The sequence below is a fragment of the Thermodesulfovibrio sp. TK500a genome (genome assembly GCF_055381765.1).
Window position 1 is genome coordinate 492,700 of record NZ_AP041606.1, and the last position, 14,274, is coordinate 506,973.

The 14,274-nt window shown below is 38.2% G+C and carries 13 protein-coding genes; all 13 read right to left on the reverse strand.

Features of this window, described 5'->3' with window-relative positions:
- Window position 1: 1 nt before the first annotated feature.
- From murB to mraZ, 13 genes are read right to left on the reverse strand one after another with little or no spacing between them, the layout of a single operon-like run.
- Entirely contained in the window at window positions 2-889 is an 888-nt protein-coding gene (gene murB / locus ACZ430_RS02585; RefSeq protein ID WP_297209031.1) for a UDP-N-acetylmuramate dehydrogenase, read from the reverse strand.
- A complete protein-coding gene (gene murC, locus ACZ430_RS02590) occupies window positions 886-2,256 on the reverse strand; it encodes a UDP-N-acetylmuramate--L-alanine ligase (protein WP_297209028.1) in 1,371 nt (456 codons plus the stop codon). The genes murB and murC overlap by 4 nt, the downstream gene beginning before the upstream one ends.
- A complete protein-coding gene (gene murG / locus ACZ430_RS02595; protein ID WP_297209025.1) occupies window positions 2,256-3,356 on the reverse strand; it encodes an undecaprenyldiphospho-muramoylpentapeptide beta-N-acetylglucosaminyltransferase in 1,101 nt (366 codons plus the stop codon). Before murG ends, murC begins: the two co-directional genes overlap by 1 nt.
- Window positions 3,353-4,531 (reverse strand): putative lipid II flippase FtsW, encoded by a 1,179-nt coding sequence (ftsW, locus tag ACZ430_RS02600; RefSeq protein WP_297209022.1) that lies wholly within the window; start codon window positions 4,529-4,531, stop codon window positions 3,353-3,355. Before ftsW ends, murG begins: the two co-directional genes overlap by 4 nt.
- Window positions 4,528-5,976 carry a UDP-N-acetylmuramoyl-L-alanine--D-glutamate ligase gene (gene murD, locus ACZ430_RS02605; protein WP_297209020.1) on the reverse strand — a complete coding sequence of 483 codons (1,449 nt, stop codon included), beginning with the start codon at window positions 5,974-5,976 and terminating at the stop codon, window positions 4,528-4,530. Before murD ends, ftsW begins: the two co-directional genes overlap by 4 nt.
- Entirely contained in the window at window positions 5,948-6,982 is a 1,035-nt protein-coding gene (locus tag ACZ430_RS02610) for a D-alanyl-D-alanine carboxypeptidase family protein (RefSeq protein ID WP_297209017.1), read from the reverse strand. Before ACZ430_RS02610 ends, murD begins: the two co-directional genes overlap by 29 nt.
- A 4-nt stretch (window positions 6,983-6,986) precedes the next feature.
- Window positions 6,987-8,072, reverse strand: a complete 1,086-nt coding sequence (mraY, locus tag ACZ430_RS02615; protein WP_297209014.1) for a phospho-N-acetylmuramoyl-pentapeptide-transferase — start codon at window positions 8,070-8,072, stop codon at window positions 6,987-6,989.
- A complete protein-coding gene (locus tag ACZ430_RS02620) occupies window positions 8,062-9,408 on the reverse strand; it encodes a UDP-N-acetylmuramoyl-tripeptide--D-alanyl-D-alanine ligase (protein WP_297209012.1) in 1,347 nt (448 codons plus the stop codon). Before ACZ430_RS02620 ends, mraY begins: the two co-directional genes overlap by 11 nt.
- A 2-nt stretch (window positions 9,409-9,410) precedes the next feature.
- Complete coding sequence (locus tag ACZ430_RS02625; protein WP_297209009.1) at window positions 9,411-10,889, reverse strand: UDP-N-acetylmuramoyl-L-alanyl-D-glutamate--2,6-diaminopimelate ligase; 1,479 nt, start codon at window positions 10,887-10,889, stop codon at window positions 9,411-9,413.
- The gene (locus ACZ430_RS02630) at window positions 10,886-12,592 is read right to left on the reverse strand and encodes a peptidoglycan D,D-transpeptidase FtsI family protein (RefSeq protein WP_464910646.1); all 1,707 of its coding nucleotides are present in this window, start codon (window positions 12,590-12,592) and stop codon (window positions 10,886-10,888) included. Before ACZ430_RS02630 ends, ACZ430_RS02625 begins: the two co-directional genes overlap by 4 nt.
- Window positions 12,593-12,615: 23 nt before the next feature.
- Window positions 12,616-12,942: a hypothetical protein gene (locus ACZ430_RS02635; RefSeq protein WP_297209006.1), complete on the reverse strand. Its 327-nt coding sequence runs from the start codon at window positions 12,940-12,942 to the stop codon at window positions 12,616-12,618.
- Window positions 12,930-13,817: a 16S rRNA (cytosine(1402)-N(4))-methyltransferase RsmH gene (rsmH, locus tag ACZ430_RS02640; RefSeq protein ID WP_297209003.1), complete on the reverse strand. Its 888-nt coding sequence runs from the start codon at window positions 13,815-13,817 to the stop codon at window positions 12,930-12,932. Before rsmH ends, ACZ430_RS02635 begins: the two co-directional genes overlap by 13 nt.
- Window positions 13,807-14,262, reverse strand: a complete 456-nt coding sequence (gene mraZ / locus ACZ430_RS02645; RefSeq protein ID WP_297209000.1) for a division/cell wall cluster transcriptional repressor MraZ — start codon at window positions 14,260-14,262, stop codon at window positions 13,807-13,809. Before mraZ ends, rsmH begins: the two co-directional genes overlap by 11 nt.
- Window positions 14,263-14,274: the final 12 nt, after the last annotated feature.

Below are 14,274 nucleotides of genomic sequence, written 5' to 3' on the forward strand. Positions count from 1 at the left end.
CCTAAGCCTCCAGAAATTTTATTTCAGGTTCTAATTCTATAGAAAAAACCTTTAAAACTCTCTCCCTTACGAGTTCCATGAGCTTCAAAAAATCCGATGAACTTCCCCTGCCAGTGTTTATAAAATAATTTGCGTGAATACTACTTACAACGATATCGCCTATCTTTGTTCCCTTAAGGCCTGCCTTATCTATTAAATAACCCGCAGACGTGCCCTCTGGATTTTTAAATACACAGCCTGCAGAACGGGAAGTAAGGGGCTGCGATTTTATTTTTGTTTGAAGATAGTTTCTCATCTTTATATAGCTGTCTTCAGAGCTATCTCTGAGCTTGAATACAGCCTTTACTATTAAAGAATTCTCTGGCAGACCCGACTTTCTATATTGAAAATTAATATCATTTTTTCTTAAAGTCTTAATTCGCAGTTCATTGTCAATCAGCTCAATCTCCTCAAGGCAGTCTTTTATCTCAACTCCAAAAGAACCAGCATTTCCGAAAACAGCACCACCTACTGTGCCTGGTATACCAATCAGACCTTCCATGCCTGAAAGGCCTCTCTTTAGCATAAAGGCAAGAACCCTTCCAAGCCTTGCACCTGCTCCTACTGTAAGAATATTTCCCTGAAGCTCTATCATTTCAAGCCTTTTTGTGTGTATTATCACTCCTCTGAAGCCTCTATCACTTATGAGCAGATTGCTACCTCCACCAATAATGTAGTAAGGTATGCCTTCATTTTTTATTGCTTCTATAGACTTAGTTATATCTTTCTCCTCAGGAAACAACACAAAATCTGCTAAACCACCGATTCCTAAGGTAGTGTATCTATCTAAAGATTGCTCCTTTTCATAGGGAATTTTATTTTCTATGAAAAACTTCTCTATACTTTTCATAATCTGTCTCTTACAGCTTCTCCAATTTTATAGACATCTCCAGCTCCAATTGTGAAAATCACATCGCCCTCTCTAAGTTCCTTTAAAATACTCTCTTTAACTGTCTCTTTATCAGAATTAAAAATCACGTTAACTCCTGCACTTTTGAGTTTTTCATACAATACCTCACCGCTTACACCTTCAATAGGTGATTCACCGGCAGGATATATGTTCATTAAAAAAAGAACATCTGTTTTTCTTAAAGAGTCCCTGAAAACTTTAACAAACTGCTCCATAAGGTCTCTTGTTCTGCTGTATCTGTGCGGCTGGAAAATAACGCATAGTCTTTCAGGCTTCAACCACATGGCAGTTTTAAGAACAGCCCCTATTTCTGTGGGATGATGGCCGTAGTCATCATAAAAACGAATACCTTTTCTTTCTCCCTTAAATTCAAATCTTCTTCCAATGCCCGTAAAATTTTTCAATGACTCCTTGACCTTTTCAACAGGCATAGAAAGTTCCTGTGCTACAGCTATTGCAGCAAGAGCATTCAAGACATTATGCTTACCCGGCACATTAAGGGAAAACTCTCCGAGCAACTTATTTCTGTAAAAAGCCTTGAAATTTACATAGGGGAATTGAAATTTAATCTCTCGGGAATAAAAATCAGCGCTTTCATTAAATCCATAGGTAAGAAATCTTCTGCTCAATCGGGGCAGCAAATCCCTTATGTGCTTGCACTCTTTACATAAAATTGACACACCGTAAAAGGGAACTTTATCGGCAAACTCTAAAAAAGCCTTTTTTATTCTTTTCAGATTCTTAAAATAATCGAGATGCTCTCTGTCAATATTTGTTATTACCGCTATGGTTGGACTTAACTTAAGAAAACTTCCGTCACTTTCATCTGCCTCTGCCACCATAAAATCTCCCTGCCCAAGTCTTGCGTTCGTTCCAAGAGATTTAAGTTTGCCTCCGACAACTACTGTTGGGTCAAAACCTCCATCGTTTAACAAGGTTGCTATGAGAGAGGTTGTCGTTGTTTTTCCGTGAGCTCCTGCAACTAAAATTGAATATTTAAGTCTGCACAGTTCGGCAAGCATCTCTGCTCTGGGAATAACAGGCACACCCAGCTTCTTTGCCTTAACTATTTCCGGATTATCATGCTTAACAGCCGATGAAAAAACGACTACATCCGTATCATTAAGATTTTCCTCTCTATGACCGATAAATACCTTTATTCCAAGTCCTTCCAGTCTTCTTACTGTATCGGACTCTTTTATATCTGAACCAGTAACTGTATAGCCCATATTTTTCAAAACCTCTGCAATGCCACTCATGCCAATGCCACCTATTCCTATAAAATGAACTTTTTTGAACTGGTACATTACGATTTCCTCCTAATTAGCGATTCTCCAATTTCTATAATTCTCTCTGCTGCATTTGCCTTTCCAAAAGCGACAGAGGCCAATTCCATCTCTCTTTTAATCTCAGGAGACGAAAGGATTTTGATTATCTTTTTTGAAATGACCTCGCCATTGAGTTCCCTGTCAACAATCATCTCGCAAGCTCCCCGACTTAAAAGTCTTCTGGCATTTATTTCTTGATGGTTGTATGCGGCAAAGGGGTAAGGAATAAGAATGGAAGCTTTACCGAGCGATGTAATCTCTGCAACAGTTGAAGCTCCTGCTCTACAAATAACTAAATCGGCAGCAGCATAAGCTTCCGCCATTTCATAAATAAAAGGTAAAACCGTGGCCTTAAAAGCAAAATTTTGATACTCCCTTGCAACCCAGCTATAATCAGCCTCTCCAGTTTGGTGGATTATCTGAATTCTATCTTTCAACGGAATTAGATAAGACAGTCCCTCTGTAATTGATTTATTTATCTTTCTTGCTCCCAAGCTTCCACCAAAGATGAGAACAGTCATCCTTCCCTCTTCAAGACCGAAAAGCTCAATTGCTCTCTCTCTGCTGCCCAATAAAATCTCCTTTCTTATGGGCGTTCCAGTAAGATAAACTTTTTCCTTCGGAAAATAATCTATAGTTTCTGGATAGGTAATGGCAATGGCATCAACAAATTTGCCCAAAATTTTATTTGCCAGGCCTGGAACGGTGTTCTGCTCAAGAATTACTGTTGGAATTTTACTCAATGACGCAGTAAAAACCATCGGCAGAGAGGCATATCCACCAACGCCATAAACAATGTCAGGAGGAAAACTCTTTATTATACTCCTGCACTCCCCAATTGATTGAAGCAGTTTCATCAGAGATTTTGATTTTTCCGTAATTGATTTTCCCACGAAACCCCTTGCAGAGATAAACCTCAGTTCATATCCAAGTTTTGGTATCACCTTTGCCTCAAGACCCCTTTCTGTACCGATAAAAATAATCTTTGTTGAGGGACTTCTGGCGAGTATACTCGATGCCAGTGCTACTCCGGGGAATAAATGTCCTCCTGTTCCACCACCGGCAATTATAACTTTCATTTATAACTTCTCCACCTGTAGTATTTACGGACGTTTTTGGGCTTTAAATTTTGTGAAATTATAGGAGTTTCAATGGAAGCATTATCTTTGTTTCTTGAGAGATTGAGCAAAACACCAATAGCAATCATGCTGACCACAAGCGAAGAGCCTCCATAACTTATAAATGGCAGAGGAAGGCCTTTTGTTGGAGCAAGGCCTGTAACAACGGCGAAGTTTATAAGCGCCTGCATCGATATCATAACGGTAATTCCTGCAGCAAGTAAATATTGAAAAGCTTCAGTTTGAGATGTGGCAATTTTGAAACCTCTTAGTGAGAGAACAAAAAAGAGAATAACTACGACGCAAGCTCCAATAAATCCCATCTCTTCACCAATATGAGCAAATATAAAGTCCGTGTGAATTTCGGGAAGATAGGCAAGTTTTTGTTTACCCTCTCCCAGTCCTTGTCCTGTAAGTCCTCCACTGCCAAGAGCAATAAGAGATTGAACAAGCTGAAATCCACTTCCTTGGGGGTCTGCCCAGGGATTAAGAAAGGAAGTTATTCTTTTCCATCTGTAAGGCTCTTTTGCAAGATAGAATATAACCGGTAGAGCTAACAAAAAGGAAGCACCAAGATATCTGAGATTTATTCCTGCAAGAAAAAGCATCATAAAAGTAATTATGCCTAAACTCATGGCTGCGCCAAAATCTGGCTGCTTTAGAAAAATTAACTGAAATAAGGCCATTAATCCGACGGGTACTGCAAAGTGTGAGATTTTATCCTTGTCATAGCCTGGACGACTTAAATACCAAGCAAGAAAAAACACTATTGAAAGCTTAACCAGTTCAGAAGGCTGAAACACACTCGGCCATAGCCTTAACCACCTTCTTGCCCCTCCAGCGCTAACTCCCAGAGGAGAAAAAACAAGTATTAGCAAAACAAAAGAAAGCAACAAAAGGGGAAATACGAGACCTTTTAGTTTATTCTTGGAGAGAAAAGTAAACACGACCATAAAACAAAAGCCAATTAATAGAGTGAATAGCTGTTTTTTTAAATAAATCAAGCCTCCCTTGTCTGCATATTTTGCTTTGACAGAAGCCAACACAGAGGTAGAGCTGTAAACTGCAATGAGTCCTATAGCAATAAGGGCTATCACTACTATTATCAAAGTTCTGTCAAAAGTTCTCACTGTCATAGAGATTTAACTATCTCCTTAAACACATCTCCTCTGTGCTCAAAATTTCTAAACATATCAAAACTTGCACAGCCTGGTGAAAGCAATACAACATCGCCTCTTTCTGCAATTTCCTTTGCTTTATAAATAGCAGCCTTCATATCTTTTTCAAAGTAATGGGGCACAAGGTCTCCCAGGGAATTTGCAATTTTCTGGCTTGCCTCTCCTATCAATATGAGAGCTTTGACCTTTTGTTTAACAATTTCCCTGAGAGCATTAAAATCCCCTTCTTTATCTTTGCCTCCAGCAATTAATATTACATTTTTTGCAAAACTTTCGAGGGATTTTGAAACAGCATCAACATTTGTTCCCTTTGAATCATTAATATAGGCAACACCATTAATTTCTCTGACAAACTCCATCCGGTGAGGAAGCCCCGGGAATTCCTCTACCACCTCTTGAATGCTTTGTGCCCTACACCCTGCAGAGAAAGCAAGAAGTGAAGCAGCCATTATGTTTTCTATATTGTGAACACCTTTTATTCTGAAAGAATCTATAATTAATTTTGCCTTCTCCATCTCTTCCCTGACAGCCTCATCAATATCCTCTCTTGCATTGAATCTTACAGCTCCTCCATCGACAAAGGCACCGTATACCCGTTGAAATCTGCTGAAGTATAAAATATGTGGAATTTTACCTCTTTTCAAATAGACATCTCTCAGCTTTTCAATGGCATGGAGAGTATTTTTATCATCCATGTTCAAAACGAGAAAATCCTCTCCTGACTGATTTTGAAATATCCTTGCCTTAGCATCAATGTATTCCTTCATCCCCGAATATCTGTCCATATGGTCGGGCGTAATGTTTAATATGGCAGCAGAATTTGCCTTAAAATTCCTAATTCCTTCAAGCTGGAAACTTGAAAGCTCTAAGACAAGATACTGAGGTGCAATTTCATTGGTAAGAATTTGATAAACAACATCTGCCATAGGCAAACCTATGTTTCCAGCAAGAGCCACAGCCTTGCCATCTTTTTTTAGAAATTCATAGGTTAGAGTTGAGGTCGTAGACTTGCCGTTTGAACCAGTAATGCCTATTATCTTTATTTCAGGGTTTATGATATTTAGTATCTCCCAACTTAATTCTATCTCCCCTACTACAGGCAAACCTTTGTAAAGCGCAGAGACAAGTGAAGGAGTGCTAAGGGGTACGCCAGGACTTACAACAACCATTTCTGCCTCTTCAAATGCCTCTGGAGGATGTCCTCCACTAAATACTTTTATTATATTGTCTGAAAAAGAAGAAGCATCCCTTAAGATGTCTTCTTCGGGCTTTGTATCATTCAGAATTAATTTTGCTCCTAAAGATGACAACAATCTACCCAATGATATTCCGCTTTTCCCAACTCCAACAATTGCTATCTTTTTTTCAGCTAAATCAGATAGACTGTGAATTAATCTTTGCATTGTTACCTCTTGTCTGTGTAGATTTTTTATTGGGAGACCTCTTAACTGCATGCTGCTTCTTGGAAGACTTATTCTTTGTGCTGATAACTTTTTTTCTACTTTCAGCAGGCTTTGACTTTTTATATGAAGCCTTTATAATATTTTTTTCTGATGTAAAATGGACGAAAGGTTCATTTTTTCCTGACAGAATATCCTCTGCCTTGGTAAGAAGAATTTTTGTCTCTTTCCATAGTTTCTCTCTGTTTGAGACACCGAGTATTGCCGTGTATACAAGTCTGTTGTCTATAGTAGTAGCACTTACAAAACAGTGCCTTGCCCTGCTTGTATAACCTGTTTTCCCTCCTATCATGCCATCCTCAACCCACAGAAGTTGATTTGTATTCTGAATGAAATGTTCTTTTCCATCTTCAGAGCGAACAAGGCAGACTCGTGTATGAATTGCCTCTTTTATTAGGGGATATGACAAAGCCTTAGACATTATTTTGGTAAGGTCAAAAACAGTAGTATACTGTTCCTTACCTGGAAGTCCTGAAGCATTGGCAAATTTAGTATCCTTAGCACCTATCTGTTTTACCTTTTCGTTCATAAGTTTTACAAAAGCCTCTTCAGACCCGGAAACTGCCTCAGCAAGAGCAACAGCAGCAGAATTAACTGACCTCATCAATGCAAGATAAATCAAGTCATGCACCGTATAAGTCTCTCCTTCTTTTAACTTAGGTTCTACGCTGTGAGTTTTGGCAGCCCTTTCTGAGATTGTTACTTTCTGCTGCGGTGAAAGTCTATCAAGAGCAACCATTGTAGTGACAAGTTTTGTAGTGCTTGCTGGAGGAAGCTTAAGGTGAGGATTTTTTCCATAAAGTATCTTGCCCGTCTGGGCATCTACTGCAACAGCAGAGGGAGCATCAATTGTATCTGCTACGGCAGATGATATGAAAAAAAACAGGGAAAAACACAACAAAACCCCTACAACACCCTTCATCCTCAAGCCTTCAATTTTCTTTCTCATACTTTCACCTCAGTTTTAAAGTTAAAAGACTTAAAAGTGCAAGAATTATACCTATTATCCAGAACCGCACTATAACCTTTGGTTCTGGCCATTTTTTAAGTTCAAAATGATGATGTAGAGGTGCCATTCGGAAAATCCTTTTTCCACCCGTTAATTTAAAGTAACCCACCTGTAAAATCACAGAAAGAGCCTCTACTACAAAAATACCGCCCACAAGGGCAAGAACTATTTCGTGTTTAGTTATAACAGCCAGAGTTCCAAGAGCTCCGCCAAGACTTAAAGAACCTACATCCCCCATAAAAACCTCGGCAGGATAGGCATTATACCATAAAAATCCCAGACATGCTCCAAGCATGGCTCCACAAAACACAGCAAGTTCACTGGTGCCAGGTATGTATAAAACATAAAGATACTTGGCAAAAACTGCATGGCCTGAAACATAAAGAAGCACCGCATTTACAATAGAAGCTATACCCACAAGACCAACTGCCAGTCCATCCATACCATCGGTTAGATTTACAGCATTAGAAGAACCAACGATAACAAAAATAGCAAAAGGTAGATAAAAAAGCCCCAAATCAATCAACCACTGTTTAAAAAAAGGAATACTTAAGACCGTTGTATAGGGGTCTTTAGGATTGAAATAAAGAAAAAGCGTAACCGAAGTGGCTAAAGCCAATTGAGCTAAGAGTTTGTATCTTCCAGGAAGACCTTTATAGTTTTTTCTTGATACTTTTAGATAATCATCTAAAAAACCTATCGCTCCAAAGCCGAGAAAGCTTAACGTAATTATCAAAAGATAGTGATTACTTAAGTTACCCCAAAGCAGCATAGATACTAAAACAGAAGCAATTATTATAATTCCTCCCATAGTAGGAGTGCCTTCTTTTTTTAGGTGGCTTTTTGGTCCATCGTCTCTTATATGCTGAGTAAGGCTTAGGCTTTTCAGCCATCTTATACAGGCAGGAGCTATTAGAAAAGTAAAGGCAAAAGAAGTCAGTATTGCAAGTATAGTTCTGAAAGTAATGTATCGGAAAACATTAAAAATAGAAAACTGGTCACTCAGACTATACAGTAACTCATATATCATTTTTTTGTCCTTTCATTAAAATTTCTAAAATTTTCTCCATTCTAACTGCCCTTGAACCTTTAATGAGAACCACTTCATTACCCTTTAGATTTTCCCGAAGAAAATTACCGGCCTCTTCTGCATTAGCAAAAACGTGTCCATCCACATATCTTAATGCATTTCCAATGAACTTTCCCACTCCGATAAATTGCTCTATTTTAAGTTCTCTTAACCAGAGACCTATCTCCTCATGAGCTTTTTCAGTATAATCACCCAGTTCAAGCATGTCTCCCAGAACAGCCACAGCTCTTCTATCTTTCTTCCTTCTGCTAAGCTCCAAAAGAGCAGCTCTTACAGAAGAGGGATTAGCATTATAGGCATCAAAAAAAATCTCCCTGCCATCTATCTTAAAAATTTCTCCTCTCATCTTTACAGGTTCAAAATTTTTCAATGCCTCTCCTATCATACATTTAGAAATTCCCAAATGCACTGCCATAGCACAAGCAGCGATTATGTTATAAAGGTTATGTAAACCTATAAGATTTGTCTTTAACGGAAAGCTTGCAAGATTAGAATTGAAAACAAACTCAGTTCCATCTTCATGAAACTCTATCTCATCTGCATAGTAATCAAATTCATGTTTTAAACCAAAGGTTATTATCTGTCCTTGCCAGTTCTCTAAACCTTCCATCAAAAAGTTGTCGTCTCCATTTGCAAATACTGTTTTAACGTATTGAAGAACTTCTAACTCCCCTTCTCTTACTCCCTCAAGACTACCAAAACCTTCAAGATGTTCATATCCTATGTTAGTTATTACGGCATATTGGGGATAGACTATTTCACATAGTTCTTTTATATCACCCTTCCTGTTTGTGCCAAGTTCCAAAACCATTATCTCGGTGTTTTCTCTGTATTTGCTTAAACTGAGAGGCACCCCTATGTTGTTATTTAAATTTCCCTCTGTTTTTAAAATGTTATACTTTTTTCCGAGAAAAGCCGATATTAGTTCTTTTGTTGTCGTTTTTCCATTGCTACCTAATACAGCAATTACAGAGCCTTTAAATTTTGCTCTGATGTATCTACCAAGAGACTTTAGTGCCTCAGAGGTATCTTGCACTCTCACTACTGTCTTTCCAGAAAAATCTATATCAACAGCCTTTGAAATAACCGCTCCAGCAGATTTGCTCAAAGCTTCGCCTACAAACTCATGACCGTCTCTTTTTGTTCCCTTAAGAGCAAAAAAAATATCACCACTTCCAATAGTTCTTGTGTCAATAGAAGCAGAGCTGAAGACTTCATCTCCTTTTGAAACTATCCGTCCTCCCGTAGCATTTACTAAGTCTTCAAGAGTAAACATTTTTAGCCCTTCAATTCTCTTAAGATTTTTCTTAAAACCTCTCTATCATCAAAGGGGATCCTTTTCCCTTCAATTTCCTGATAATCCTCATGCCCCTTTCCTGCAACTATAAGTATGTCACCACTTTCGCACATTTCTACTGCAACCTTTAAAGCATCCTCTCTATTTGTTACGACCATATAATTGTTCCGCATTATACCTTCCTCAATCTCTCTAATTATCTCTCTGGGTTTTTCCCATCTTGGATTGTCTGAAGTAACGATTACAAAGTCGCTCAAATCTGAAGCGATTTTGCCCATCTGAGGCCTTTTACCTCTGTCACGGTTTCCACCACATCCAAAAACAGTTATTATTCTTCCTGTCTGTCCTATTTCTTCCCTCAGTTTCACCACACTCTTGAGTAGCCTCTCTAAAGCATCGGGCGTATGGGCATAATCGACAAATACGCTAAAATTCTGTCCTTCATTGATATTTTCAAATCTTCCATCTGGAGCTTTTGCATTTAAAAGCGATGATTTTATAACATCCATAGGAATTCCGAAACAAAGAGCCACTGATATAGCACAAAGGGTATTATAGATGTTTGGTATCCCAATTAGCTCTGTCTTTATAGAATGTGTTTTTCCATTTAAAACAAGTTCAATTTCTGTTCCCCTGAAGGATAGTTTATATTTTTTTACAAATAAATCAGCCTCTCTATTGTGTAAGGAGAAGAGAATTTTGCTTGCCCTAATCTCCCCTGCAAGTCTTTTTCCGTATTCGTCGTCGATGTTTATGACTGCCTTTCCGTCTTCCTTTAGGAGTTCTGTAAACAATCTTTTTTTGGCAAGAAAATACTCTTCCATGTCTTTGTGAAAGTCTAAATGATCCCTTGAAAGATTGGTAAATACAGCCACTTCAAATTTAGAATAGTCAACCCTTTTAAGAGATAAAGCGTGGGATGATACTTCCGATATAACGTAATCTATTCCCCTTTTTAACATCTCATCAAGCAGAGCCTGAAATTGAAGTGCATCGGGTGTAGTGTGTGGAGCTTTTATTTCTTGTTTGTCTAAAAGATATCGTATTGTTCCGATTAATCCTGTCTTTTTGCCATATCCATTTAGAATTTCTCTGACTAAATAGGAAGTCGTTGTTTTACCATTTGTGCCCGTAATTCCTATAAGATGTAATCTCTGAGAGGGATTGCCATAATAAAGACTGGCTATCCAAGCGAGGGCATCTCGGGAATCTTCAACTCCTATCCAAGTCAAATCATCTCTTCTTGTTGGGCTATATCTGGATTTTTCATACACTATAACAGAAGCACCCTTATTTATGGCTTCATCAATAAACTCATGACCGTCACTGTTTTGACCTACAATAGCAACAAAAAGGTCTCCTTCATCTATTTCCTTTGAATTACATTTGACTTTTTTAAAGTCTAAGTCAATTTTCCCAATTATCTCAAAGTCTGCTCTCACTATATCTATAATGTTCATCTTGAATTAGCTACCTTTCTGCTTCTTTCAGCATCAAAAGTTACCAAAAGACCCTTGTCCTTTGCATCATCTCTGGGCACATTAAGATATGCCATTGCCTCATCAGAAATTGCTCTGAAAACCGGGCCAGCCACAACTCCACCATAATGAGCTCCCCTCGGGTCATGAACTACTACTATAAGGGCAATTCTTGGATTTTCTGCAGGAATAAATCCTACAAATGAGCTTACATATTTGTCTTTTGAGTATCTTTTCGTTTTAGGGTCATATTTCTGAGCTGTTCCTGTTTTCCCTGCCACATTATTTCCCTCTACCTTTGCGGTAGTTGCAGTTCCACCTTCTTGTGTAACTTTCTTAAGAATTTCCCTTAGAGTGTAAGCTGTCTTTTCTGAGACAATTCTCTCTCTGTCAATAACAGCTTTGTAAACTATTTTCCCCTCGGGCGAACGAATTTCAGATACTACGTAGGGTTTCACAAGATATCCACCATTAGCAATAGCAGAGTAAGCCCTCAAAATCTGAAGTGCCGTAACTCCTACTTCCTGTCCTATGGGTATTGCTCCCATAGAAGTTCCAGACCATCTTGATAAAGGCCTCACATAGCCTGAGATTTCTCCAGGAAGGTCTACTCCTGTTTTTTCACCAAAACCAAACTTTTTTATATAGTTGTATAGCCTTTCTCTACCAAGCATCATTGCTATTTTAATAGTGCCAACGTTTGATGATTTCTGAATGACCTCTTCAAAGGTAAGAACTCCGTGTTTATGGGCATCTTTTACTTTTTTGCCACCTACTTCTATGTGTCCTAAGGAGCAGTCAAATTTTGTGTTTGTCTTAACAATGCCTTCTTCTAAGGCAGCGGTTGCTGTTACTATTTTAAATGTTGAGCCTGGTTCATATAAATCTGTTATAGCCCGATTTCTTATTATAGCAGGATTTTTAAGGGATTTTAAACTATTAGGGTCATAGGTCGGCCTGTTTGCTAAGGCAAGAATTTCTCCTGTAAAAGGGTCCATCATTATGGCAATAGCAGAGTTGGCCTGCCATTTTTTTACTGTCCAGTCAAGATGTTTCTCAACAATATACTGTAGGCCTTCATCAATAGTCAAAAATAAATCGCTCCCTTTGATTTCATCTAAATCCCCTTCTGAGAGTTTCTTACCTCTTGCATCTCTCAATACTGTCTTCGCAGATTTCTGAGCTTTTAAATACCTATCATAGTAGCTTTCAAGTCCTTCAATCCCCTGTTCATCAATATTTACAAAACCTATAACGTGGGAAGCAAGAAAGCCTTTTGGATAAAATCTTGCACCTTCGGTTACAAAACCTAATCCTTCTATTTTTAGAGCCTTAATCTGATTCGCCATATGGCTGTCAATTTTTCTCTCTATCCATATGAATCTCCTGTTCCTGTTAGTGCTATTCTCAAGCAAATGGGCATTCACTTTTACATATGCTTTGAGTTTCTCTATATCTTTATAGTCCCTCAAAGCAAGGGGGTCAACAAAAAGAGATTCTTTTTCAAGAGAAACAGCAAGCTCTCTACCTTTTCTGTCATAAATATTTCCCCTTTTGGGAGTTATCTCCTCTTTCTTAATCTGCTGTATTTTTGCTCTCGCAAAGTAGGTTTCGTGTTCAACAAACATTATAAGAATTAGACGAAAAATAACAATGGCAAATAAAGCGGTGATTGCCAGCTTCAAAAAAAATAATCGCTTGTGCATTGCTATTTTGTTTTGTTATAACTTACGGATTTTATGAGGTGCTCTGGTTTTCCTGTAATATATACAACCTTTTTTCTGTCTGGAAAAATAAGAGCATATTCTTTGTTCTCAATTCTTACGAAGGATGTAAGAGAAGCCCTTTCGGCTATGAGAGTCTTCTGCTCTCTTAAAAGCTCTTTTTTCTGCTCCTCAAGACTGCTTAAACGATACTCTATGGCAATTACATTTGAACGAACCCAAAGAATTGCAAAAATAGACAGAAGAGTGAAAACAACAATCCCTATCTGTATTAGAGTAATAAATCTTGATACAGGAGCTAATTTAAGCATAGCTTTTGCCCTCCTCTCAGTCTTGCACTTCTTGAAGAAGGATTTCTTGTAACCTCCTCCAAAGTTGGTAAAAGGGGTTTTTTTGTTATTATTCGAAGCATGCCTTTAGCCTCTTCTTCTCTGAAAAAATTTTTCACCATTCTGTCTTCTCCCGAATGATAGGATATAACGCAGATTCTTCCGTCTTTTGATAGAAGTTCAATAGCCTGCGAAAGTCCCTCTTTGAGTTCTTCAAACTCCTTGTTAACTTCAATCCTTATGGCCTGAAAAATCTGTGTAGCAGGGTGTGTTTTTCCTCTTCTTGGTATGCTTTTTCTTATTAGCTCTGCAAGTTCTTTACACGTGTCAATCGTCTTCTTATGCCTGTATCTTACAATCTCTCTTGCGACCTTTCTTGCAAAAGGTTCATCACCGTAGTCTCTGAAAATCTGCTCGAGTTTGTGTTGGGGATATCTGTTTACAACTTCCCAAGCAGTCATTGAAGTCTCTCTGTCCATTCTCATATCAAGAAGCTCGTCGGAGTAGAAACTAAAACCTCTTGAAAAATCTCTCAGTTGAAGCATTGATACACCAAGGTCAAAAAGTATTCCATCAATTTTTTCAATTCCCTTTTCGAGCAATACCTCTTTTAGTTCTGAAAATTTTGATTTCACTAACGCAACTCTGTAGTCACTAAGAAACTCTCTTGCGCACTTTAATGCAGTCTCATCTCTGTCCAATCCAATTATTCTGCCTCTTTCGCCAAGTCTTTTAAGAATTTCCATGGCATGACCTCCACATCCAACCGTCGCATCTACGTAAATTCCATCTTCTTTGATGTTCAAAATCTGCAAGACCTCATTTACCATTACAGGTGTGTGAATTTTATAATCCATACTTAGAGAGGGCATCCTGTATCCTCTTAATATCTACTTTAGATGGGTCTGTAATACTATCCCAAGTTGACTTATCCCATATTTCGATTCTTTCAATCTGACCTACAATTACAACCTCAGCATTTATGCCAGCATCCTGTCTGTGTTCATAAGGAATTAATAACCTTCCCTGTTTATCGAGTTCACAGGGAACCGCAGAAGCTATAACTCTGCGAAGGAAATACATGACAGCTTCATCTGACCTTGGAAGTTGCCTAATTTTTTCCTCCATTTTTAGCCATTCTTCAAGAGGATAAAGATGTAATGCCTTATCAAAAGGAGCATTGGTCAAGTAGAGCTTTCCCGAGGAATACTTACTTGTTAATACTTCCCTTAGGGAAGAAGGCATAATAACCCTTCCCTTTTGGTCTAAATTATGGTAATATTTTCCTATGAAAGATATCATGCTCCACTTTCT

Coding starts and splice junctions, on each gene's coding strand:
- ACZ430_RS02620 (WP_297209012.1), bottom strand. CDS start 9,408: ATGTTTACTCTTGAAGACTTAGTAAATGCTACGGGAGGACGGATAGTT.
- ACZ430_RS02610 (WP_297209017.1), bottom strand. CDS start 6,982: ATGAGAAAGAAAATTGAAGGCTTGAGGATGAAGGGTGTTGTAGGGGTT.
- ACZ430_RS02635 (WP_297209006.1), bottom strand. CDS start 12,942: ATGCTTAAATTAGCTCCTGTATCAAGATTTATTACTCTAATACAGATA.
- rsmH (WP_297209003.1), bottom strand. CDS start 13,817: ATGGATTATAAAATTCACACACCTGTAATGGTAAATGAGGTCTTGCAG.
- mraZ (WP_297209000.1), bottom strand. CDS start 14,262: ATGATATCTTTCATAGGAAAATATTACCATAATTTAGACCAAAAGGGA.
- murB (WP_297209031.1), bottom strand. CDS start 889: ATGAAAAGTATAGAGAAGTTTTTCATAGAAAATAAAATTCCCTATGAA.
- ACZ430_RS02625 (WP_297209009.1), bottom strand. CDS start 10,889: ATGAACATTATAGATATAGTGAGAGCAGACTTTGAGATAATTGGGAAA.
- ftsW (WP_297209022.1), bottom strand. CDS start 4,531: ATGACAGTGAGAACTTTTGACAGAACTTTGATAATAGTAGTGATAGCC.
- mraY (WP_297209014.1), bottom strand. CDS start 8,072: ATGATATATGAGTTACTGTATAGTCTGAGTGACCAGTTTTCTATTTTT.
- murC (WP_297209028.1), bottom strand. CDS start 2,256: ATGTACCAGTTCAAAAAAGTTCATTTTATAGGAATAGGTGGCATTGGC.
- murD (WP_297209020.1), bottom strand. CDS start 5,976: ATGCAAAGATTAATTCACAGTCTATCTGATTTAGCTGAAAAAAAGATA.
- murG (WP_297209025.1), bottom strand. CDS start 3,356: ATGAAAGTTATAATTGCCGGTGGTGGAACAGGAGGACATTTATTCCCC.